Below are 23,045 nucleotides of genomic sequence, written 5' to 3' on the forward strand. Positions count from 1 at the left end.
ATACGATTCGTGACACCTGGTCGCCGGAGGCGGAGACCTACCAGGAAGCCCCCTCTGGCGAGAACGGGTACAACCTACTCAACGATCAGCCTGTTACCGACGCCGTCGGCGATCTCCTTGGCACGACCGAGACCGCTAAGGGTATCGCGGCGATCCTAACCCGTACCTCGTCGCCGTTCGTCATGGCAGTCGACGGCGGGTGGGGTACGGGCAAAAGCAGCCTGCTGCGCCAGATCGAGGCCGCGTTGCCAGAAAACCCCGACATGGTGAAGGTGTCGTTCAACGCGTGGACGGTACAGGGTGAGAACGCGCTCGACTCGCTTATCAAGTCCGTAATCGCGAAGCTGGACGCGCGGTTGCTGCGGAGATGGATCCGTAAACTCTCAAAGAGTCGCCACACCCTCAACTTCCTCCGCTTCGGGTTCTCGGTTGCGGCTGGGTTCTTCGGTATCTCCCGGCTCGCGGACGAGTTGTGGACAACGCTTGAGGTGAACGCTAAATCACGCAACGAACTGCGGAACTGGGTTCAGGAGATCCTCGAGGACTGGACCAAGGAGTCCGAACTACGAGCCGGCCGCAACCTGGTGGTATTCATCGACGACCTCGACCGCTGCTCCGACACCGTCGTGGTCCAGATTTGCGAGGCCGTGAAACTCTACCTCGCGACGACTGGCGTGATCTTCGTCATCGGTTGCGACCTATCCGTGCTGGCTCGCGGCGTCTCGACCTCTGCCCGCGGTGGCGAAGGCGAAGGCCGAACCTACCTTGAGAAGATCGTGCAGGTCGTCTACCGGATCGCAGTCCCGGACCGGGCGAGCACGGTGCACTTGGTGCACAGCTATGCCAAGCAGGCGGGAGTCGACGGGTTCGTGGACAAGACCGTCACCAAGATCCTCGTGGAGCGCACGGAGGGCAACCCAAGAAGGATTAAGCGGATCATCAACAGTTTCGTGTTGCAACAGAAACTGAGTCCCGCCTGGCGAAAACCGCCGCTGGGTAGCAGCAGGCTCATCGTTGTTATTATCATCCAACACCTCTATCCGGCCGTCTACGACTCGCTGGTCAGCGCCCAGACAGGAGCTGACCCAATCGGGGAATTCCTTGACTACGCGGAGATTCGCGCCCGCGTAACCGATCCGCCGGGTGGCAGCGACACGTGGTGGTCCACCGCCAGCCGGGTTTTTCGGCGTCACGGCATGATGCTCCCAGGTCGTGCTCCCGGACTGCGCGGCGAGCTCATCACAAAGCTGGAGCGCCTAGAGCGGGGACTTCCCGCCCACTTCGTCGAGTTCGCCGCCAACGAAGCCCTGACCACGCTGCTGCGCGAACTGGGCGACCTCGAGACCCGCCTCGCGGTACGCGCACAACTGATCAGCCGCCCGCTGAGCACCGGCTCGTTCCCCGGGATATCGCGCGAGGTAACGCAGACAACCACGACCCAGACCGCGGTTGACACGTGACGCCGCTCGCCTCAAATCGTTGGTGGGCAAGAAAGAGTTCCGTTGTATCGCCATGGCGGACGCGCAGAGGTTTGAACGAACGTGCTGTCATGCCGCCGAGCGGGACTTCGGACCCAGCGCACGCTTCGCAAGCGGTTCGAGCTGACGCTCGGCAACCACCCTACTCAATTCTCGCCGCAGTGAGTCGATTTCGCCAAATTTCCGTAGAAAAAAATCGGGCAAAACCCAATGGGAAGATGAAGTCAATAATGGAAACCTGCATTATGGCGAGTCAGGTGTGGCACCTACCGGCCTGGACGCGCCGGTGTAATTGCCGACGGGATCGATGCGGACCACGGCGCCGGCGTGCGGCGCATTGATCATCTTTCCGCCGCCCAAGTACAGACCGACATGGTTGATCTTGGTCTGCGGGTTGCCGTAGAAGATGAGGTCCCCCGGCAAGAGCGACTGGCTGGCGGCTACACGTGGTCCGGCGTGGAACTGTGTGTGGGCGGTGCGCGGCAGGGAGATCCCGGCGGATGCGTAGGCCGCTCTGGTCAGGCCCGAGCAGTCGAACCCGCCCTCGGAGGGCCCGTCCCCGCCCCAGACGTAGGGCTGGCCGAGTTGGCGGCAGGCGAAGCGGATCGCGGCCTCGGCCGAGGGGCTTGGTGCCTGGATCTCGGTGCAGCTCGCGGTTCCGGCCGTGTCGGCTTTGGCGTAGCGGTCGGCTTGGGCGAGGACCTTGCGGACGTACCAGTCGGCGCGGTTGTAGGTGAAGATCGCGCGGTAGAGGTCTTTGCCGTGGCGGGCGCCGGAGTCGCACAGGTAGTGCGCGGCGGCGTGGATGGCATCGTGCGGGTTGTAGCGCGAGGGCGGGTTCGCACCGCCGGATGGGAGCCGGTGGCGGCGCAGGACTTCGTCGAAGGTGGGCTGGAGGAACTGCATCGGCCCGCCCGCCCCAGCGGAGTTGTGTCCACTGTGGACTCCGGGGAGTGGTGAGCGGCCGTGGTCGGTCTCGATTTTGCCGATGGCGGCCAGGATGCTCCAGTCCAGACCCGGGCACTGGGTGGCCGCGGTGCGGTAGAGGGCGAGGTAGTCGGCGGGGATGTCGGCGAGGGCAGCGTCGCCGGGTGTGCCGCCGGTGGAGCCGGTCAGCGCGGTGAGCATTCCCGGGATCGCCGCGGCCACGAGCGTGATGACCGCGGCCAGGCTGGTGCCGATGGCCAGCAGCAGCTTCATCGTGGCCGCCGGCTGTGCCAGGCCACGCCTTCCCACGGCGGATGCGGATCCGGAGCGCCCACCACCGCGACCCCGCCCGGATCACACCCAGCGGCTCCAGACGGCGGCCGGAGTGGCCAGCACGTGGGCAGGGCGGCCAGTTCCATGCGCTCACCGGGTCGGCTGGTATTGGGGGCGGTGGCGGTCGGGATGGGCAGCCAGCAGGCGCCGCCGACGTGGCTCTCCAGCGTGGGCACCACCTCGTGGGTGCTGGTGGCCACCGGCACGAGGTCCGGGCGTTCCAGCTCGGCCAGAGTCGCGGTCAGGGCGCGGCGGGCGCTGGCTTCCCGGGCAAGGGTGGGCAGCCAGAACAGCACCGGGGTGGCGATCCCGGTGGCCATGGCCAGCTTCTCGTAGGTCAGCAGCTTGGCCGCGAGGGTGCGCAGCGGCTCGGTGCCGCAGTCGAACTCCAGGAAGAACTCGACCTCGTCTGCGCCGTGGCGCCAGCGGGCGTAGGCGTCGGGGCGCGCGATGTCGCCCCAGACTTTCGCGCAGCGGGTCTCTGACCACCAGGTCACCAACCGGCTGCTCGCCCCGGTGGCGCGGCTGGCGGCGATGAGCCCGGTGAACAGGCCGTTGACGCCCAGCAGGTGGGTCAGGGTCAGGGAGGAGGAGATCCCGAGGACTTGGCGGCGCTGGTAGCCCAGCGTCTTGGGGTCGAGGCCGTGTTGATGGGCCACGACAGTGGCCCCGGCGGGGCCCAGGACGTAGTGGTGGGGCGCGGAGCCGGAGGTGACGAAGGGCTGGAACCGGTCGAGCACACTCCAGGCGTGCAGGCGCTGCAGGCGGTGGTTGGCCGCGCGGAGGGTGGGCCAGGCCAGTTCGGTGATCTGGTGGCTGGTCAGCACCCGGTGCTCCCAGAGCATCCAGGCCAGCCACCGGTCGCGTGGGGTCAACCGGGTGGCCAGGCGGGCTTGGTGTTCGGCCGAGCAGGCCGCGCGCGGGGAGGGCCGGCGGGGCATGTGCCCGCGGAGTTGACGTTGCCGGGTGCTGTTGGTGATCACCGAGACGCTCCTTTTCAGCTAGACGAGTGGATTCGCATTCGATGCGACATCGGACTGCCTGAAGAAACTGCCGTACATACTGGCCAGGCAGACCGAGTGGGTGCCTTCGCTGGACGCCGGAATAGTGGTGCCATTCGCCGAATTGCGCGTCTTCATCAGTCGTTATTCGGTGGTGTCGGGATGAAGATCAGGGCATACTGTTGTGCATGGGAGGACAGCAGCCGGCGCCGCCGGAATGGGACGATCTGCGTGACGACTCACCGCCTGTCGGCCGGTGGGACCTCCAGAAGCCTCAGTTCGGTGAGCGGGTATGTGAGTGGTCGTCCATCCTCAACGACCTCTACTGGCGACGTGACGAGGACGGACGCGGCGAGCCTCGTGGCTATGACACGTCCGCCATGCAACGGCTTCGCGGTCTCATCATGGTTCAAGCGGCTGAAACCGAGGCCGTGCTCGGCCGTATACTCTGCAAGCTGAATCCACAGGCGACGCCTGAAAAAATGATGGCCGGCACGTTGATGAGAAAAATCTGGAACGAGCTTTCTGACAGTGACAAAGTTGCTTGGCAATCACACATGCGCCAGATGCTCAAAGCTCAGAACAGGCGGAATCATTCCGTCCACAACCGTGTAGATACTGGCTACACCTGGGCTGAGTATGCCACCGGCGGTGGCGAATGGATGCCGGTCATCACCACCATGGGCGGCGAAGTCTATGACGAGCGCACGTTGGCTCATGATCTGGCGCTTCAGCAGTCATCCACGGTGCTTGCGATCGAGATGCTTCATGGGTTGTCGTGTTCCGATCACGATTTAGCTGATGAGTGCCCTGGTTGGTGGGAGTAACGGATATCGGCAGGGTCTGACCGGGACGGTCACCCGGTTCGGCACGGGCCGGGGCTGCGAGGCCGCAGCCCGGCGCGGTTGCTCGGTTCGCTGGCCGCGATCCAGTAGTGGGCTGTGGTGAAGCCGCGAGGGCGAGTTGCCGCTGGCGGTCAGGGTGACAGCACGAGGCCGGTGCGCGCTTCCTGAAGGCGTGGACGATGACGCCGAGGCTGTCATGGTCGGCTTGGCGTCGCGATCATGCCGAGCGCCGGCGAGGTTAGAGAACAGTCCACTGTTCGAATACGGTCCCGTCTCCAGTCGAAGTTCAGGCGGCTTGGCGGGGGTCGTTGGGGATGGCGCGGCGTCGAGGAGGGGTCTGCTCGTCGCGGGTTGGAGGGCGGGTGGTGCGCTCGGCGTTGCGGCGTGCCGCGGCGCGCAGGGTCTTGGCGCGTCCGGGGATCGGGGGAGGGAGTTTGCGGGTGCGGGTGGTGAAGGGCGGGGTTTCCCCGCCGTGCACGATCAGGCGGGCCGCGATCTGGAAGGCGCCGAGGTTGCTCAGGTCGTGCTCACCCAGCCGGGGTGCGGTGTGGCGGGCCAGGTGGCGGGCGTCTTCGGGTGAGGCGGCGAAGTAGATCTTGTTGCGGGCGTTGGCCGAGACGCCTTCGGCGAGCTCGCGGGGCAGCTGGGCCAGGTACTGGTGGGCCAGGCGCATCCCGAGGCGGTAGCCGCGGGCTTCGGCGAGCATGTCCCCGGGCGGGTAGGGCAGGTTGAGGAAGTTGTGGAACTCATCCACCGTCAAGGAGGCGTCCCGGCGCTGGTGCTGGGGTTGGCGGGCGCGGCGCTGGGCGGCTTGCCAGGTGTGGGCGATGACCAGGGAGCCGACCAGGCGGGCGGTGTCCACGCCGAGGGAGTCCTTGGCCAAGCGCACCAACAGGATCCCCCCGTCGAGCACCGCGTCGGGGTCTACTGTGGACTCGCCTCCGGCGAGGGCGTCGCGGACGTAGCGGCGCAGCAGGAACCCGCGGAGCTTGTTCAGCAGTGGCGCGCACATCTGCGCGCGGGCCGGTGGCGAGAGCTCCTCAAACCAGGCCCAGAACCCTCGCAGCACCTCGTCGTGGACGTGGGCCAGGGCGCGGTGCCGGAAGGCGGGCACCGAGAGCAGCTTGGGCAGCTGGGTCAGGGTCGGGGTGCCGGGTTGGGCGGTGAGGGTGAGCAGGCTGGCGCGTAGGATGTCCTCGGTGCGCGGCCCCCAGGAGGAGGCGTAGACGCGGGAGAAGATCGACACCAGGTTGTCCACCACCCGGGTGGGGTCTTCGCCCTGCAACGGGTTGAGCACCGGCGGGCGTCCCGGGGCGTCGGGATCGAAGAGGATCAGCTTGTCGCCGCAGTCGGCGGGCAGCCGGGCCAGGAGGTCGCCGACGAGGTCGCCCTTGCCGTCGATGACCACCGCCCCGCGCCCGGCCTGGACATCGGCCAGCACCAGCGCGGCCAGGAGTTCGGACTTGCCGGAGCCGGTGGCGCCGAGGATGTGCAGGTGCTGGCGGGCATCGGCGGCCAGCAACCCGACCGGCCGCTCATGGCCCGCGTCGCTGGTGCCCAGGGGCAAGACCTCGGCTCCGGTGGTCGGGATCCCGGGCGGGGGCGGGACGGCGCGGGCGCCGGCGCGGTGAATGCCGGGCACGTCCTCATCCACCGGCAGGTGGGCCAGCGCGGCGAGTTCGGGGACTGAGAGCAGGTCGCCGCGGTCCAGACGGCGGTGCGCCAGGGTGCGGGCGGGGTGGCGCAGGCGGTGACGGCGGTAGTGGTTGTGTGCGCCGTAGACGGCGAACGCGCTGGCCACCGCGTGGGCCCTGCCTCGGGTGAGCGCCTGCGCCGCCGCGGTCAGCTCGGCGGTGGCGCCGGGCGGGAGGGTGGTGGTGACGGCGTAGCGCAAGCAGGTCTCGTATTGCCCGCCCTGCTGTTTGCTCACCACGGCGCGGTCCTGGGCGGAGAAGGCCAGCCTGGTTTGGTGATCCACCCCCGAGCGGCCCGTCAGGTCGCCGCGGGTGCGGTGGGCGGTGGGGGTGAGCGCGGCCAGCAGCCGGGCGAGGGGATAGGCGGCGCCGTGGCGGGTGTGCAGGCGTCGGGCGGCGCGGCGGGTTCGGGCCAGGCGCAGGCCGGTGGCCGGACGGGCCAGCAGTTGCACGCAGGCCTGCTCATGCGGGCCCAGGCCGACCACCGCGCCCAGCAAGGCCCGGATCGGGTCGGCGGTGAACTCGGTGCGCAGCGGCAGGCCCTCGGCGCGGTGCAGGCGCAGCTGGCCGCCAGCCTCGGCCACTCCGGCCCCGCTGGGGAGGGGGTGGCGGGCGGGGGTGGTGCGGGTGTGGGCGCCGGGCCAGGCCGCTTCCACCGCGCGTTCGACCATCCCGGGCGGAATGGTGCCCGGGACCCACAGGCGCAACCGGACACCGTCGGCCTCGGCGCAGTACTCGAAGGCCAGGTGCGGCTGACCCCGGAATCGGCGCGTCCAGCGGGAGCTGAGCAGGCCGATCAGGTTGGCCCACAACGTGATCCCGCCTGAGGGGTCGACTTGGGGTGGGGCGAGCACGGTGACCCACCGTGCCTGCGAACTCCAGCGATTGTGGCAGCGTCGCTGCCACACCCACCGCCCACCGCACACCAGGGTGACCGTGACGCTGGTCAGCAAGCCGGCGAGCAGACCGTGCTGCTCAAGGAAGGTCAGCAGGCTGTTCCACATCACCTGCGGCACCGCAGCAGGGTCCTGGAGGTACTCGCTGAGCGGGCTGTTCTCGACGTCTGCCGTGGCCATGGGCAGGGTGTGATTGGGGTTCACGGGCATGGCGGGCTCCTGAAAAGACGTGATTGGAGATGTCGGTAGGCGGCTCGCTCAAGGGCCAGCGCCAAGGTCATGGCCGGTTCACCACGAACTGAAAGACCTGCAGGAACGACGGCACGGCAAAGGGCTGACTCGACCCAGCCGGCGACGAAGTCGGCGGTAGGGCCATTAGTACCTTTATAACGCGTGCTCGGTCACACAGCGATCAGCGTCACAGCATTGAGTCTTGTGTGTTCGCTGCGGCCAGGAAGGGGCTTCTGGCTCTGCTGCAAGTGGGTGATTGATGTTGCAGCCGTGGTGTCACCCGATTGTGTTGGATATGGTGGGTTCGTCACCTTGGGGGGTGCGGGCACCGCCAACTCTGCTGGCCGATTGTCCGATTTTCTTGCCTCCCTTTTCGTGGCGCAGTGATCACGTTGCAGCTTGAATGGGGAGGACGAGCTTCATGCGCGCCTTAAATAGCAGTAGACGGAAACTTTTGGTTCCCGTAATGGCCATGGTCGCTGTTGTTGGAGTTCTTGGAAATTCTCCAGCGTCGGCTGAGGCGGAAGCGACCATCGAGCTCGGCATGGTGCCGATGAGTCAGGTGTCGACGCTGGCCGATGAAGTCGGACGCAAGGTTTCTCCGGCAGTTCGTCAGCCGGGGCAGAAACCAACAAGGGTGCCGAAGAGCGCGGAAGAGCTTGACGAGATTCGACGGCCGGGCACACAGTTCGCGCCGGTATCGAGCCGAATCGCCAACCGTCCGCCCGTGCCGGGCTCTGCCGCTTTCTCACCCGTTGATGATCCCATTACTCGGGCGGAATGCCAGAAGTTCTACGAGAATACCGAGCCGCCGCCGGATCAGTGGCACAAGAATCGCTTCAATCTGTGTTACGGCGCGATTCTCCAGGCTCGCAAGATCGACCAGAATGGCGCGGTCTTGGCGGCCATCCAGGCCAAGGCCGTGTTCATGATCAGCATGAACAAGAACGCCAGAAGCGCGGTCGTGTCGGTCGAATTGTTTGATTGGTTCAATGTCGGCGGCCTGTTCCCTACCAGTCAGAAAATCACTTTTGGGACTGGCTGCTGGGACCCGGAGGTGGGAGGTCCTGAGTGCACTCCCGACACCGTCAGCTTCGACGACACCATCGCCAACTGGCAGAACCGTGGAATCCGGCAGAAGGTGGTCGAGTTCTCCGGCACAAGCGCCATGAGGCCAGATGACCCGGCACCGAACGAAAAGCGAAGCTTCTATCAGTTCGTGCCCTACTTCTACGTCCAGACGGGTCGCGGCACCGAAACCGACTTCGTGAGATGGCCGGAGCAGAATCTCCGATGCGACGTCGCGCGGACGGTGGTGAACGACAAATACGTCCGCGGAAGCGATTGCGTGTTTCATAAGGACGTCGGGATTCTCAAGCTCGATGCGTCGAGGCCCGACATGGCGGAATCCGTGAACTTCATCAGGGATGCATTCGACAACATCGGCTCCACTAAGCCTGGGACCGCGGGATCGTATGTCCCCGGAAAGTTCGGGACCCCGACCAGTCTCAGTCGGCTCTATTATGACCAGGCATTGAGGGCTGCGAATCGGGATCATTCCATCGAGACCTGCATCGCGAACTACGGCAGAAACTACACGGTCCGGCCGGACGGCAAAACTAACGATTGTGATGAGTACCCGTTTGCGGGTACCCACGAGGGGTCCCATCTTGCGCAGTTCGCGTTTCCTCGAAGCTTCGCGGTGAGACCGCTGCTGAACCTGCACAACCAGATGGTGGGCAGTGAGTTGAGCACCTATCTCGCCCAGGACCACGTGGTGGAAGGCGACCGCTTCCAGGTGCACGTGTACAACTGATCGACCTGGCCTCCGGTATAGTCACCCTCCGGTGCAGGAGCGCCGGAGGGTGACATGGTACGTAGGTCGGGAGTAGGCGATGGCCGACGGCGTTTCAGATATCATTCGAAGCTACGAGACACGGATTCCTGTGGAGTTCTCTCACTTCGCGCTATTCGACTTCTTAGAGCACTCCTCGACCCGGCATCTTCACCAGCTGAACGAGTCCGACTGGATCGGGCAGAGTGGTGAAGGTGGTGCCATCTTCCACGCGGATGACACCAGTCTCGAAGCTCGGGTTCTCGTTCAGTTGAGGAGCGGTGAGCCGACCGCCGAAGAGATGGACTCCGAATACTCCTACCGGGGTGAATTCTCCTCCGGCTCCGGAGAACTTCTACTCGCTGCTGCCACTGGAAGTTCCAGAGATCTCAAGATCCCCCTTATGGGGGCGGGGCAATACAAGATCTTCGCCGCTCGGTCGCCCGGGAGAATCGAAACCTCTCTCGGTGACAGCGGCCAGTGTGAGCGGTGGGAAATTCTCATCTGGCAATAGTGGAGATGTGAAGAGCCGACCCGCCTGGTGTACTCGTTCTTGAAGCGGGTCGGCTCTTCATGTTAAGCGTGGTGTATCTCGATCATGGGAACGGCAAGATCACGTCATGGCGCTGTGACTTGCCCCGGGGCATAGCCTCGCCACACCTGGTGTGGAGCGAAGGCACACGTCTCCTGAATGATCGGCGCACCCGACGACTGACTGGCGTCACGCACGGTGATGCATTTGCGCGTCACGGTATTGGAGAACGCCCATCCGTCTCCCACCGGAACCCTCTGCCAGTGTTGATCCGGCCACTCTCCCATGCAATCGTGCTGAATGACCGGTACCCCATCGGCCGGGTTCGACTGAGGTATGGCCAGGCACTTCATGGTCTTCTTGTTGCGAATCATCACAACGCCGGGTTCTGACTGACCTAGTTCCCAGTGGCGATTCTCCTGGTTCTGGCAGTCATCCGTACGCGCTTGGACGCCGTTGCCCGGGTCGCCATTGGGAATCGCCAAGCAGCGGCCACTGTTGACGTTGACCAAGAAGCCGACAGTTGAAGACGCGAACAGGTCGACCGGTGCCGCCGTAGGCTTTTCAGCCGTCTCAGCGTTGGCTGTGGAACCGAGCATCCCGAGAGCCATCAGAACCGCTAACCCGGTAGCGGACAGAACCCGAAGGCGAGATTTGAGAAACATTACAACTCCGCTCGAACACGGCAACAGGACAGAATCAAAGGGTGACTATTGACAGCGCCAGCAACGGGATGGAGCTTCTGGCCATGAGACGCCCCAACTGGCGCTTCAATAGTGGGCAATCCCTGATACGGGCCCGGAAAATGACGCCTGGACCCAGCTTCGCCCGTGCAAGTAGCACCCCCTGTAAGGCCAGCGTCGCAATACGTCCTCCCCTGATCGCGACGGGCTCCTCATTCTTAATGGTCCACGCGCTCGTTTCGCAACAGAGCCCGGACAGTTCACCCATACAGCCGAACCGCTCCATGCGATCCCCAGAAGATGCCACGAAAGCGGGCAACGACAGAACAGTCGGTCGCGGTGGCGGTATGTCCCAAACGACTGAAGGTCGTCGAAGCCTGCAACGATCAACGATGAAGACTGGCGAAGCCAGCAGCCTGGTCTGGTATCTGAGGGCGCCCCTGAAACGCGGAGGTACGACCCGCAGGAGCACGGCGTCCTCCACCGCCGAGAACACGGTGCAGGCGTCAGTCGCAATCACCGACGGGCTTCCGTGCCGATGCTGGGCGTCATGTGGGCCGGGCCGGCCGCGAACCGCCTGAGTCCAGGCCGCGCGGCGCGCGAGACAAGCGCGCCGCAGTGCCGGGCCAACTGGCCCCCGGCGGACGTCGGCGGTGACTGCGTTTCGCATCAGCCTCGGCCTGCCAGGTGCGGAAGCTGCGCTGTCCCAGCAGCTTCTGGAAGTGGGGTATGCGGTTGGCGGGCAGGCCGACCCGGCGGGGGCCGAACACGGCGAGCAGGTCACAGCTTTGCTGGGAGGAGTGGCCGGCCTCCTGGATGGCCTGCGGCGTGGGGAAGACGTCGGCGACCCGGTCCCGCGCGGGGTCCAGGGCGGCGTCCTGGGTGCCGCCGTAGGAGTAGACCCAGGAGAAGTTCGCTGGCGCAGCGGGCTCGACCAGGCGCCGGAACCGCTCGATTTCCTTGGTGTAGCAGTAGAAGCGCATCTCGGGGCGAGCGCGCATGACCCGGACCCAGGCCAGGAGGTAGTCATCGGAGAAGAAGTCCCCGGCGTCGTGGATGCGCACATGCCGGTGGCGGAACTTCGCCGCGGCCAGCTCGGCGGTCATCGCCTTCTCCCAGCCGGGCAGGTCGTCGAGGACGAAGGCGAGGTTGGCCTGGTGCTTGGCCAGCACCACCGGCCAGGTGTAGGTGCCGTGGCGGGCGTAGCAGACCTTGCGGCAGATCCCGGCCGAGGGACAGGTGTTGTAGGTGCGGCCATCGGGTAGCCGGCCGGCCCAGGCGGGCAAGGTCCAGGCGTAGATCCCGAAGGGCTTGAGCCTGCGGTTCTGGGTCAGCAACGGCCGAGGCCGAGCCAGCTGGGGAGCGGGGCGGGTGGTGGGCATGGCGATCACCTCGCGAACAAGAAAAGGGCGGGGGAGGGTCAGGCGGTGTCGAGGTCGAGGAGATCGGCCGGCGCCTCGCCGCGGTGCGCCTGGTCGGTGGCCGAGGCGGCGAGTTCGGCCGGATCGGTGGTGCACAGCGCGTGCTCGCGGGGGGAGGCCAGGGATTGCAGGGCCAGCCGGTGGGTTCCGGCCAGCAGCAGGGCTTGGCCGCGGTCGCAGGAGAGCAGGAACTGGCGTTCGCCGTCGGAGAGGGCGAAGGCGGCGGCGATCGTCTCGGCGGTCTGGGGTGCTTGGCGCAGCAGGATCTGGGTGGAGGCATTGGCCACGATGGCCAAGCCGGCTTGGGAGCCGAGCACGTCGGCGGCGTCCTGGGAGCAGAAGGTGAACCCGGCGTAGTGCTTGCGCCCGGCTTTGGCCAGGCGCAGGGCGAACTCCGCGCCGGCGGGCTGGCGCATGAGCATCCACGCCTCGTCCACCACCACGATGCGGGGACGGCGGGTGGCCGGGTTGGACACCTGCCGCCACACCGCGTCCAAGGCCAGCAGGGTGCCGATGGGGCGGAGCTCGGCGGCCAGCTCCCGCAGCGAGAACACCACCAGGTGCCCGTCCGCGACGGTGGTGGTCGGCCCGGAAAACAGCTCGCTGAAGGCGCCCTGGGTGAACGGCCGCAACCGCGCGGCGAGCTCGCCGCCCTGCTCGCCCTGTTCGGCCAGCACGGTGGCCAGATGGTGCAGCAGTGGTGCGGGCCGGGTCCAGGTGCGGGGGTCGGCGGTGATCCCGGCGCGGTGGTAGGTCGCGGTGATGGCCACGTCGGCCACGGCGCGCTGGGAGGCGGTGAGGTCGGCGCCCAGCAGCACGGCCAGCACGGTGTGCAGGAACAGGCAGCGGCGCAGCAGGGTGTCGGCTGGGGCGCTACGGCGGCCGTCCAGGCCGGTGTGCACGGGCAGATCGAAGGGGTTGAGCCGGATCCCGGGACGCCCCAGCGGGATGGTGGTGCCGCCGACGGCCTCGGCCAGGCCGAGGTATTCGGCCTCCGGATCGATGACCACGCCCTGCACACCGCGGTAGAGGTTGCGCAGCAGGTCGAGCTTGACCAGGTAGGACTTGCCGGAGCCGGAGCGGCCCAGCACGACGGTGTTGTAGCTGTGGCAGGCGAAGCGGTCCCAGTGCACCAGGGACTGGGAGCCGAGGTTGAAGCCGTAGAGCACCCCGGCCGGTCGGGTCGGATCGGCCGGGTCGGCCGGGGGGAGGTCGGGGGAGGCGAAGGGGAAGGTGGTGGCCAGCGCGGCGGTGTCGAAGGTCCGCGCCAGGCCGATCTGGTCCAGGGCCAGGGGCAGGGTGCTGACCCAGCCCTGCAACGCCCGGTAGGAGCAGGGCGCGGCCTCCAGCAGCAGCGAGGCGGTCAGGGCGTGGACGGCGGCGATCTCCTCGATCAGCTCCTCCTCGCTTCCGGCGTGCACGGTGAGGTAGAGCCCGAGGCGGAACAGCTTGCCCTGCCCGCAGGCGATGCGGTGGGACAACTCCTCGGCGTCCTCGGCCGCTGCTTGGGCCAGGGGGTTGGGGCGCCCGCCGTGCTCCTGGGTGGCGGTGTTCTCCGCATCCAGGCGGCCGAGTTGGGTGCGCAGGCGGTGCGCGGCGGTGACGGGGTCGATCGGCTCGATATGCAGGGACACATCCAGCCGCCCGGGGTAGGTCGAGAGCGGTTGCAGCCAGCCGGGGCCGACCTCGCGGGGGTAGCCGGTCACGGCGAAGGAGGCGGCCCAGTCACCGCCGAGGTCCATCCGGTGGGCGCCGACCACGACAGTCTCCGGCGCGAACCCGCCAGCAGGGGCGTGCTCGATCGGCCCGCCGATGCGGGGGCCGGTGGCAGAGGGGGCGGTCATGGGTGGCTCCCGGTGGTGATGACCTCGGCGGGGTGGGCGCGCTCGGCGGCGGCGGGCAGCCGGGTGCCGGGGTTGCAGGCGCGGGCCAGCACGGCGGTGGCCTGCCGGGCATCCAAGGGCCGCAACGGGATCCCCGCGGCCGCGAGCAGGGAGCGGGCCTGATCCAGACGGCGGGACAGCCGCACCTCCGCGCCCCGGCGGGCCACCTCGCCGAGTTCAGCCCGTCGGCGCCGCCGCATCGCCAGCGCCGCCACACCGGCACCCAGGCGCGCGGGCAGCGGCAGTGGTTCGCGCAGCACGAGCAGGACCTGGCGGCGCAGCAGGTCGGTGACCTGCCCGAGCTGGGTGAGGTAGTCGGCGTGCTCCAGGGCCGCGGCCTCCAGCGCCGGATGCGGCAGCGCGGCGGCGTGGGCGCGCAACTCCTCGATCTGGGCGGAGAGGTCCAGGCGCTCGGCGCGGATGAGTACCTGCACCGGGGTGCTCAGCGAGTGCAGGTAGCGGCCGAAGACCCCGATCAGCCCGGCCTGCTCCTGCGGGGTGCGCAGGGCGAAGTTGACGGTGCCGCAGGCGGCGACCATGGCCAGCCCCTCGCCGCCGAGGTCGATGATCCCGGTCCGGGAGACCTCCCGCGCCGGTACCTCCAAGGGCCCGACCGCTTGCGGCCGGCGGGGCAGGGGCTGGCCGTGGGGGTCGGTGGCGTGCTCGGCCAGCCACCGCGGCGGCGCCGGGACCGGGTCGGGGACGGCGCGGCGGATACGGGGGCGCAGGGTGTGCCGCAGCGCGGCCGCGGCCAGCACGTACAGCGGCAGCCCGTCACGGCGACCGATGATCACCGTGGCCGCGACCACCCCGATCGGGGCGGCGCCGACCAGGAACACCAGCGGGGCGATCAGCTCGGCGGTGGCCTGGTAGGCGCTGTAGAGCACGGTCGCGAGCACGGCCAGCAGACCGAGTTGCCGCCAGGTCAGTCCCAGGACGATGCGGTCTTCGCGCTCGACGTCGGCGGGGATGCGCACCGTGGTCATGACCGATCACCGGCCTCCGGTGCCTGGAAGCGCGGCACTGTCGGCGCGGGCTTGGCCGCCTGCGCCCGTGCGCTGGGTGGCCGCTGAGCCTGAGGAGGCAGCCTCGGTGCCGGTGCCGGTGCCGGTGCCGGTGCCGGTGCCGGTGCCGCTGTGGGTGTGGGTGTGGGGTGGGAGAAGGTCATCGGTCCTGGGGCCTGCGCGAGCCCGCGCCGGGCGAGCCCGGTGGGCGCGGGGGAGTGGAACACCAACTGGGGCGGCGGGCCCTCGGCGCGCACGGGGATGCTCGGCGCGCCCGGGGTGGCGGGGCGGAAGCGCAGCGGGCTCGGCACCGCGGCCACCGGCAGCGCCGTCGGCGCCCTGTCCGGGATCGCGCCTGGGGCGGCGCTGAAGGCTGGCGCGGTCACCGCTGTCACCGGGGTGGGTCGGGGCCGGGCGGTGGCCGGGGGGTGTGGAAGGTGGAAGGTGGGCATGGCGGGACTCCTGGGGGCGGGCCCGGTGGCCCGGTCATGGGTGACGGCTTGCGCTGCGGGCTGCAGGAACCGCGCGCCCGCGACCGTGGAGGCGCGGTGGGGGCGGGCCAGGTGTTCGGCGTGCTGCCGTTGCAGCCGCTGCTGCAGCGCGTGCTGCGCGCTCTGGGTGCGGTGGTGGAGCGCCTCGGCGGAGAACAGCCCTCCCAGCCCGCCCCACTGCCGGATCGGCATCGGCCACGGGGCCTCGAACTGGCGGGAGCGGGCGGCGGTGCGGGCCGCTGGGGCCAGGCGCCCTCCGGCGGCGCGGCCGGGGCTCCGGCCGCCGAGCAGGCCGAGGGTCTTGCCCATGATGTAGGCGCGGGCCATTCCGCCCAGCAGCGAACGTCGGCCTTGGCCGGTCAGGGAGGATCGCACCCAGAACGGGATGCGGATGAGGATGTAGAGCAGGGCCAGCCAGACGATGAGGTTGATCAGCCCGAGCTGGGTGACCCCCCAGAAGGTGTGCGAGCCGGGGGTGAAGAACAACTTCATCGCCGCGACCAGGGTCAGGCTTTGCAGGACCTGGATGAGCAGGCAGCCGCCGAAGGCCCGCCACCACCACTGCGCGATGCCCTCGGTCTGGGGCAGGGCGTGCAGCATCAGCGCCAGCGGCGCCCCGGCCAGCAAAGCCACGGTCACCACGACCCGCACCAGGAAGGTGACCACCAGCACGACCACCAGCACCACGGCCACGACCACCAGCAGCGTGGTGAAGATCCCGCCGCTGGTCATCGTGGAGGTCACCAGCTCGATGAAGGTGGTGGCGATGGCCTGGGCCTCCACGCCGCTGCCCAGGATCGACCAGGACAGGGCGTTGGCGATCTCGATGGCCTTGGTGGCCAGCAGCATCGACAACGTCCCGGCCAGGAAACCCACCACCAGGCGGGGGATCATCTCCTGCAGCGGGTAGCGGGTGTGCACGCTCTGGTAGCCCATGGCGATCACCCCGGCCAGCAGCACCAGCAGCCCGTAGCAGGTCAGCATGATCGAGCGGGACTGGCGCCACAGCGCCTTGACCTGTGGCAGGTTGTCCGGGTGCGGGGTGGAGAGCAGGGTGAACCCGAGGACCTTGATCAACGGGTTGATCGCCTCGCCGATCATGCCGCGGAACAGGGCGCTGAGTCCCTCGACCATGCAGCCGGAGATGTTGGCGAACCCGCAGCGGGAGCCGGCCGGGTCCGCCGGGTCTGGGGGGTCGTAGGGGATGGGCGTGCTGGGCCGCCGGGTGGGGCTGGCCGGCGCGGGTGTGGTGCTCGGCGGCGGTGTCGAACTGACGGGAGGACCCGTGGTGGTCGGGGACACCGGCGGTGGGCTCGGCTGGGCCGTGGCGCCCACGGCCACGGCGAGCCCGAGCAGCACGAGCACGCTGACCGCCAGCGCCCACCCCGCCCACCGGGACCGGCCCGCCCGCCCCCGCCCCTTCACCGGGCTGGCGGCCAGGGCACTGTCCGAGCCCTCTGCGGCTCCGGCCCGCGTGCTGGCGGGGGTGGTGGCGGCCACGCCTACAGCCCCACGATCCCGCGCAGGATGCGCACGACCACCGGTGCCAACGCGGCCAGCAGATAGCCGCCGATCGCGCACTCCAAGGCGGTCCGGGCCTTGGCCAGCCCGGCTGGGTTGGCACCGGAGGAGACATACCGGATGCCGCCGATGGTCAAGGCCACCGTGGCCAGACCGGTCAGGATCCCGACCACCCAGTTGCGGATGTTGGCGAACAGCTCATCGACGCTGATCTCCTTGGCTTGGGCCAGCACTGAGAGCGCGAAGGCCCCGCGTGCGTCGAACACCAGCACCACCGCCGCGATCAGCGCGCCTATCCCGCACAGCAGCCGCATCCACCGCCCCGCGCGCCGCGCCCACTCCGAGCAAGCAGACCTCCGAGCACTCACCCTTGACGCCCTCCACGCTGGGCAAGGCGCGGGGCGGTAGCGGCCCCGGGAACTCGGGGACAGGGATCGCGTGGGGGGCGCTCCTACTCGGCGGTGCCGCGGTCGGTCAGGTCGTGTCAGGCACATGAGGGCTCCTCCGGAGAGGCCGATGCGGACGGGTTCGCCCCGCACCCCTGAAAACCGGAAACGCGCCCTGTTTTGGACAGCGAGCGCCGAGAATGTCCCCGTCGGCTCACCCGTGAACCCGCTACCGACGGTGAGGATGTGGAGGTGGTGTGGCTGGGGGAGAAGGGCAGGGAGTCGATCACCTCAGCGGCCACCGGATCCTCGGCGCCGTCGTCCCGGGCCCGCTCCTGGAGGTAGGCGAGCAGGCGTTGTTCGGGGCGGCCGCGCAGTTTGTAGACCGCCCACTCACCCAGGTCGTGTGCGCGAGCCCAGTCCGCCGGCGCGATGCCCTCCAGTCGGGTCGCGCCGATCACCTCGGCCTCCAGCGGAGTCAGGACCTCCTCGGCGACCGCCCGCGCCAGCACCAGGTCCGGATGGCCCCACGGTGGTCGCGGCGCCACCGACCGAAACCCGCCGGAGGCGCTGGGAGTCGGTCCGGACCAGGCCGCCCGCACCGCGGCGAGTCCGGCTCGATGGGCCGCCCACCGCAAGCGCGTCACGATCCCCGGCGTCCGCACCTCCACCGTGGTCATCGCCTCCAGGAACCCGCGCAGCACCTCGGCGCAGACATCCGCCGGATCCTCAGCCCCGCGACCGGACAAGCGGGCGGCCACCGCGGTCAGCATCGGCAGGGCCATCCCGACCGCGCCGACCGTCCAGGCCGCGCCCTCGGCGCGAGCCCGGGTGATGAGGTGCGCCCACACCGCATCCCGAGTGCGCTGGGAGCAGCCCTTGGTCAATAGCACGTCGCGCGCCTCGTCCAAGGCCACCCGCCGGGCGGGCAATCCGGGGAAGTCCGTTCCGTCGAGGGCCAGTGGCGACGGCCCGGTCACCAGCAGGCTGAAACTGTCACGAGCGATATCCAACACATTCGATGAAGCAGCCATGGCGAACTCCTGAAGCAGCGGCGTGGTTAACGACGCCACCAGGAAGCCAAACCGTCGACTACACGATTACTACCGCTGAACTGCACGATGACTACATCGAGACAGTGCGCCTACTGCACCGCTACTACATGCCCACCGGACGCAGCGATCCGCTCAGATTTCCGCGCCCGGCACCAAGAAGATCAACAGGACTCTAGTCTGGAATGTTAGTAGACACGTGGCCAGCTTGTTGATCATGCTTTGAGGTGCGCTGGGCAGATTTTCATGATTTTTTCGGGTGACCCAATTTCTTTTGTGGAAGCCGACCGCTTTTGAGTCGCTGCTGTGCTGCTGTGCGGCGGGTCAGGGTGGAGAGCCTGTCGAGGTGACGGTCTTTCCTCGGCTGGCATGGCTGTGGTGTTCGGGATTCGGAACCGGGTGTCCAAAAATGCCGTGAATTCCGGTTTTCAGGGATGTCAACGCCAGCAGGCACCGGCAGCCGGAGGGACATCCCGATGACACCGATCAACGGCCCCGCAGGCCGCGGCCCTGACCCCGACCGCACCCGGCCGCCACGCCACCGGCCCTTCCATCGGCGCCGCTTCCGCCACGGCCGCGCAGGCGGCGGCGTCCCGGAGACCACGACGGTCTGGGCCTGCGGGCAAGGAGAACACCACCTCGGATCCGGGCCGCTGGCCGACTGGCTGCACACCGCCATCGCCAAGATCGTGCGCACCTACACCAGGCCCGGGCACCGAGTCCTGATCCTGACCCCGCCGACGGCGCCCCGGACTGCCCCCGCCGACACCCCGCCCGGCCGGTGGCACTCGCCCCGCACCCTGTACGCGGGCCTGACCGAGACCGCCTGGATCATCCAGCGCCTCGGCCGGTCAGTCCGGACCCACACCGCCGGACCCACACCCGAACTGACCCCGGACTCCACCACCCAGACCCTCCTCGGCCGACCGGTCCGCCCCGCCGGTCCGGCCCCGGACCGGTCGCCGAGTCCGCCCGAGACCGCACCGGCACGACCGGCGGTCCGAACCAGGCTCCACAGTCCGCAGGGACGCTTCGACCTGATCATCACCGCGGCCTGGCCCCGCGACCCGCGATGGCTGGCACACCCCGAATGGACCGAGCTGCTCACCCCGACCGGCACCCTGACCGTCATCACCCACAGTGATCGAAGAGAGGGTGTGCTGGTCGACCCTACCTCGGCGATCGTGCGCGCCGCCGCCCGCCGCGGACTGCGCTACCTCGATCACGCCGCGCTGCTGGAAACCCCGATCCAGCAAGAGAAGAGCACCGCCACGCCCGGCGGCCTCGCTTCCCGGCGAGCGGCCGTGCGGCGCGAGCCCGGCGCGCGGATTCCGGTGGTGAGAGTGCACTCGGACCTGCTGGTCTTCACCGCCTCCACCAACGGCCACGGTCAGGAGACCTCCGATGCCTGACCCGCGCCGCCGCCGAGACCACCGAGCCGAGGACGCCCGCGCCGGCCAGGCCGCGCGGCTGTCGGTCTGGCTGGCCAGCAGGGCCCGCACCACCAGCCACAGCTCCCCGGAGCGCGCGATGGCCGCGGCCGCCGCCGTGGCCATCGCCGCCTACACCCGCCCCGGAGACCTCGTCCTGGACCCCGACTGCGGATCGGGCACCCTGCTGCTGGAAGCCCTGCGGGCCGGACGCCACGCCGTGGGCCAGACCCGCCACCCCGCGCTGTGGCGGCGCGCCCGCGCCCGCATCAGCCTCGCCAAACGGCGCGGCGCCTGGCCCGACGGAGCGGTGCTCGACGCCCGCCGAGACGCCCCGGCCACTGGTGTCGCCGGACTGCGCGGCCGGGTCGGGCTCGTGCTGCTGGCCCTCCCCGCGACACCGGGGGACTGCCCGGACTCGGCCCGGTTGAGCGAGACGTTGCGGCGCTGCCTGCCGCTGCTGCGCCCCGGTGCCCACGTGATCGTCCTCGCCGCGCCCCGGCGCGAGGCCGAGCAGCTGCTCGACCAACCCGGTCGAGTACTGGCCGCCGGGCGCGCGGCCGGCCTGCTGCCCGTGCGGCGCTGCGTAGCCCTGACCTCACCACCGCACGGCACCGGCCCGGCCGACGCGCGACGCGCAGGCCGCATGCGCCGGGCAAGCGGGCATCTGGTTCCGGCCCATCTGGACGTGCTGATCTTCACCGCACCCGAACCCGCGACCGCGGCGATCAGCCTCCCTGCCCGCCTCCCCAGAACCGGGTCGGCCCGCCGAGCCCGCCTCCGCCACCTCGGCGGGCTGTTGCCGTCGCGGCGGCCGATGGCGCCGGTGCGGCAGGCCGGGAGGTTTCAGCGATGCGCCTGAACACCACCAGCCAAGGCGCCGTCGCGCCGGATCCGGGCGGCGAGGTCGTGATCGGCTCGTTGTGCACCGGCTACGCCGGTCTGGACATGGCCGTCCTGGCCGCCTTCGGCGGCGGCCGGATCGCCTGGGTCGCCGACCCGGACCCCCACATCCGCCTCCTCCTCGACCGCCGCCTGCCCAGGGTCCCCAACCTGGGCGACATCACCGAGATCGACTGGAGCGAGGTGGATCCGGTCACGGTGATCACCGCCGGGTTCCCCTGCCAGGACATCAGCGGCGCCGGCAAGGGCGCGGGCATCCGGAAAGGAGCACACAGTGGAGTCTGGACCCACGTCCACCGAGCCGTTCGCCATCTACGACCGGCGCTGCTCGTCGTGGAGAACGTCGCGGCGCTGCGCTGGCGCAACGGCGGCCTCCACCACGTACTCGGCGACCTGGCCGAGATCGGGTATGACGCGCGATGGCGCTGCCTTCGAGCATCCGAGGTCGGCGCCGCCCACCGCCGCGAACGGATCTTCCTGCTCGCCTACCCCCGCGGCGCCCGCTTCCTCTCCTATGTTGCCGACCCCCTTGGCCAGGGACTGGCGCAGCCCGATGCCGCCCCAACGGCCACTGGCCGGACGGTTGACCGGGAGCCTGCCGGATGCCGTCGCCCGCCTGCTACCGACCCCGCTGGCTCACGACGGCAGCTCCAACGGCCGCAGCGCCGACAGCCGCCGAGGCGGGATGTCGCTGACCGACACGGTCCTGGTGCTGCTGCCCACCCCGGCCGGTTCCAACCCCAACGACGGGGAGGACACCGCTCACTGGCTGACTCGGCGGGCCCGGCACCGGCAACGCCGGATCAACGGCAACGGCATGGGCATGCCGTTGTCCATCGCGGTGCGGTTGCTGCCGACCCCCAGAGCCAGCGACACCGGAACCGCCGGGCGGCAACCCGGCCAGGGATTCCGGCCACCACTGTCCGCGCGAGTGCTGCCGCTGTTCCCGACCCCTCGCGCCACCGAGGGCACCAAGGGCAGTCCGAACCAGCACGGCTCCAAGGGCGACCTGACGCTGTCCTCGGCCGTCGTCCGGCTGCTGCCACCGAACCCGAGACCCACCCGCACCCGCACGCGTTCCCGCCCGGCGGGGACCATCCGCCCGCCAGCGACACCGCCGACGCGCACGAGCGCCCGCACCGACGTCAGCCGAACCCAGCCCACGGCGAGGCCACGCACACCACGCCGATGGCAGGCGACCGGATCTCCTGGGGAGAGTACGAGCCGGCCATCCGCCGCTGGCAGACCGTGACCGGACACCCAGTTCCCCATCCCACCGAGTCAGGCCGCAACGGCACCCTCCGGCTGGCCCCGACGTTCGTGGAATGGCTCATGGGCCTGGAACCCGGATGGGTCACCGACATCGACATTCCCCGCGCCGCGCAACTCCGCGCCCTGGGCAACGGAGTGGTGCCCCAGCAAGGACTCGTCGCCATCGCCTCACTGCTGGCCGACCTGCCCACCCCCGCGCGGAACAACGACAGCGCCGACAGGGCGAAGGAGGCGCAGTCGGCATGACCAGGCCCATCGAGAGCCCCGAACCTGGCCCGGCGTTGCGGTTGTTGTCCCTGGGCGCCGGAGTCCAGAGCACCGCGGTCCTGCTGCTGGCCTGCGAGGGCGCCATCCCGCCCTTCGACTACGCGCTCTTCGCCGACACCGGCTGGGAACCAGCAGCGGTCTATGCCAACCTCCAGCGGCTCCGCGAGCACGCCACCAGGCACGGCATCCCCGTGGTCACGGTCAGTGCCGGGGACATCCGCCTCGACGCGCTCGACCCGGCACATCGGTTCATCTCCATGCCCCTGCACGTGCTCAACCCCGACGGCACCTGCGGCCTGGCACGCAGACAGTGCACCCGCGAGTACAAGATCACCCCACTCAAGCGGGCCGCACGAGCCCTACTGGGCTACCCCCACCCCCGGCGTGTGCCCAGGGGTGTCTACGCCGAGCAGGCCATCGGGATCTCCACCGACGAGCTCACCCGCGCCAAGGACTCCGGACTGGCCTACCTGCACAACACCTTCCCGCTGATCGACCTCGGCTGGGACCGGAGCCGCTGCCAGGACTACCTGGCCGAACGCGGCTTCGCCGAGACGGCCAAGAGCGCCTGCCTGGGCTGTCCCTTCCACGGCAACGCGGGCTGGCGCTGGATCCGCGACCACGACCCGCAGGGCTGGCGGGAGGCGGTCGCCTTCGACAAGGCCATCCGCCACGGGCACCCCGGCACCCACGCCAGCGGCCGGCCGCAGCGGGGCGAGTACTTCCTGCACCGCTCCTGCCGACCACTCGACCAGGTTGACCTCGATGCCCCGCACCGCGACAACCACCGACTCAATGTCGGGACCGCGGAAGACCAAGGCGATCCGGACGGCTGCTCGCCGTGGTCCTGCCGCTCCGGCCAGCGGGCGGATGAGGAGCGTGCGGCATGACCGCGCCCAGGCACAGGGACCCCTCCTCGACAGCCCGCTCTCATCCGCTCCGGCTGCTCGCGCAGCCGCCG

The 23,045-nt window shown here is 69.2% G+C and carries 18 protein-coding genes; 8 read left to right on the forward strand and 10 right to left on the reverse strand.

Going from position 1 to position 23,045, the window contains the following annotated elements:
• The first annotated feature begins 5 nt into the window (after nt 1-5).
• On the forward strand, nt 6-1,460 hold the full coding sequence (locus tag M8C13_RS09010) for a P-loop NTPase fold protein (RefSeq protein ID WP_374213047.1): 1,455 nt from the start codon (nt 6-8) through the stop codon (nt 1,458-1,460).
• 261 nt (nt 1,461-1,721) lie between these two features.
• Here the strand turns inward: M8C13_RS09010 and M8C13_RS09015 are convergent, their stop codons facing one another.
• Together M8C13_RS09015 and M8C13_RS09020 are read right to left on the reverse strand one after the other, a co-directional pair.
• A complete protein-coding gene (locus M8C13_RS09015; RefSeq protein ID WP_252480043.1) occupies nt 1,722-2,678 on the reverse strand; it encodes a bifunctional lytic transglycosylase/C40 family peptidase in 957 nt (318 codons plus the stop codon).
• On the reverse strand, nt 2,675-3,721 hold the full coding sequence (locus M8C13_RS09020) for a replication-relaxation family protein (protein WP_252480044.1): 1,047 nt from the start codon (nt 3,719-3,721) through the stop codon (nt 2,675-2,677). The genes M8C13_RS09015 and M8C13_RS09020 overlap by 4 nt, the downstream gene beginning before the upstream one ends.
• Before the next feature lie 206 nt (nt 3,722-3,927).
• On the opposite strand from M8C13_RS09020, the gene M8C13_RS09025 reads away from it, so the two are divergent.
• Entirely contained in the window at nt 3,928-4,566 is a 639-nt protein-coding gene (locus M8C13_RS09025; protein WP_252480045.1) for a hypothetical protein, read from the forward strand.
• Between the two features lie 304 nt (nt 4,567-4,870).
• Here the strand turns inward: M8C13_RS09025 and M8C13_RS09030 are convergent, their stop codons facing one another.
• A complete protein-coding gene (locus tag M8C13_RS09030; protein WP_252480046.1) occupies nt 4,871-7,384 on the reverse strand; it encodes a type IV secretory system conjugative DNA transfer family protein in 2,514 nt (837 codons plus the stop codon).
• 487 nt (nt 7,385-7,871) lie between these two features.
• Here M8C13_RS09030 and M8C13_RS09035 point away from each other — a divergent pair, with 487 nt between their 5' ends.
• Both M8C13_RS09035 and M8C13_RS09040 read left to right on the forward strand, forming a co-directional pair.
• The gene (locus M8C13_RS09035; protein WP_252480047.1) at nt 7,872-9,221 is read left to right on the forward strand and encodes a hypothetical protein; all 1,350 of its coding nucleotides are present in this window, start codon (nt 7,872-7,874) and stop codon (nt 9,219-9,221) included.
• A gap of 79 nt (nt 9,222-9,300) precedes the next feature.
• Nucleotides 9,301-9,753, forward strand: a complete 453-nt coding sequence (locus M8C13_RS09040) for a hypothetical protein (RefSeq protein ID WP_252480048.1) — start codon at nt 9,301-9,303, stop codon at nt 9,751-9,753.
• Nucleotides 9,754-9,857: 104 nt separating this feature from the next.
• Here M8C13_RS09040 and M8C13_RS09045 read toward each other — a convergent pair whose 3' ends face one another.
• The 7 genes from M8C13_RS09045 to M8C13_RS09075 all read right to left on the reverse strand — a co-directional run bounded on the left by M8C13_RS09045 (nt 9,858) and on the right by M8C13_RS09075 (nt 18,176).
• The gene (locus tag M8C13_RS09045; protein ID WP_252480049.1) at nt 9,858-10,436 is read right to left on the reverse strand and encodes an RICIN domain-containing protein; all 579 of its coding nucleotides are present in this window, start codon (nt 10,434-10,436) and stop codon (nt 9,858-9,860) included.
• Nucleotides 10,437-11,002: 566 nt separating this feature from the next.
• Entirely contained in the window at nt 11,003-11,836 is an 834-nt protein-coding gene (locus M8C13_RS09050; RefSeq protein WP_252480050.1) for a hypothetical protein, read from the reverse strand.
• A 38-nt stretch (nt 11,837-11,874) separates the two neighbouring features.
• Complete coding sequence (locus tag M8C13_RS09055) at nt 11,875-13,719, reverse strand: VirB4 family type IV secretion system protein (protein ID WP_374213042.1); 1,845 nt, start codon at nt 13,717-13,719, stop codon at nt 11,875-11,877.
• Nucleotides 13,716-14,744: a PrgI family protein gene (locus M8C13_RS09060; RefSeq protein WP_252480051.1), complete on the reverse strand. Its 1,029-nt coding sequence runs from the start codon at nt 14,742-14,744 to the stop codon at nt 13,716-13,718. Before M8C13_RS09060 ends, M8C13_RS09055 begins: the two co-directional genes overlap by 4 nt.
• Complete coding sequence (locus M8C13_RS09065; protein ID WP_252480052.1) at nt 14,741-16,753, reverse strand: hypothetical protein; 2,013 nt, start codon at nt 16,751-16,753, stop codon at nt 14,741-14,743. Before M8C13_RS09065 ends, M8C13_RS09060 begins: the two co-directional genes overlap by 4 nt.
• 2 nt (nt 16,754-16,755) lie before the next feature.
• Entirely contained in the window at nt 16,756-17,088 is a 333-nt protein-coding gene (locus M8C13_RS09070; RefSeq protein WP_252480053.1) for a hypothetical protein, read from the reverse strand.
• A gap of 170 nt (nt 17,089-17,258) precedes the next feature.
• Complete coding sequence (locus M8C13_RS09075; RefSeq protein WP_252480209.1) at nt 17,259-18,176, reverse strand: hypothetical protein; 918 nt, start codon at nt 18,174-18,176, stop codon at nt 17,259-17,261.
• Between the two features lie 512 nt (nt 18,177-18,688).
• On the opposite strand from M8C13_RS09075, the gene M8C13_RS09080 reads away from it, so the two are divergent.
• Genes M8C13_RS09080 through M8C13_RS09095 form a run of 4 tightly spaced genes read left to right on the forward strand, consistent with a single transcriptional unit; the run spans nt 18,689 to nt 22,974 of the window.
• Nucleotides 18,689-19,624: a hypothetical protein gene (locus M8C13_RS09080; protein WP_252480054.1), complete on the forward strand. Its 936-nt coding sequence runs from the start codon at nt 18,689-18,691 to the stop codon at nt 19,622-19,624.
• The gene (locus tag M8C13_RS09085) at nt 19,617-20,504 is read left to right on the forward strand and encodes a DNA methyltransferase (RefSeq protein WP_252480055.1); all 888 of its coding nucleotides are present in this window, start codon (nt 19,617-19,619) and stop codon (nt 20,502-20,504) included. Before M8C13_RS09080 ends, M8C13_RS09085 begins: the two co-directional genes overlap by 8 nt.
• On the forward strand, nt 20,495-22,063 hold the full coding sequence (locus tag M8C13_RS09090) for a DNA cytosine methyltransferase (RefSeq protein WP_252480056.1): 1,569 nt from the start codon (nt 20,495-20,497) through the stop codon (nt 22,061-22,063). The genes M8C13_RS09085 and M8C13_RS09090 overlap by 10 nt, the downstream gene beginning before the upstream one ends.
• Nucleotides 22,060-22,974 (forward strand): hypothetical protein, encoded by a 915-nt coding sequence (locus M8C13_RS09095; RefSeq protein ID WP_252480057.1) that lies wholly within the window; start codon nt 22,060-22,062, stop codon nt 22,972-22,974. The genes M8C13_RS09090 and M8C13_RS09095 overlap by 4 nt, the downstream gene beginning before the upstream one ends.
• Nucleotides 22,975-23,045: the final 71 nt, after the last annotated feature.

The organism is Crossiella sp. SN42, assembly GCF_023897065.1.
Classification (GTDB): Bacteria; Actinomycetota; Actinomycetes; order Mycobacteriales; family Pseudonocardiaceae; genus Crossiella.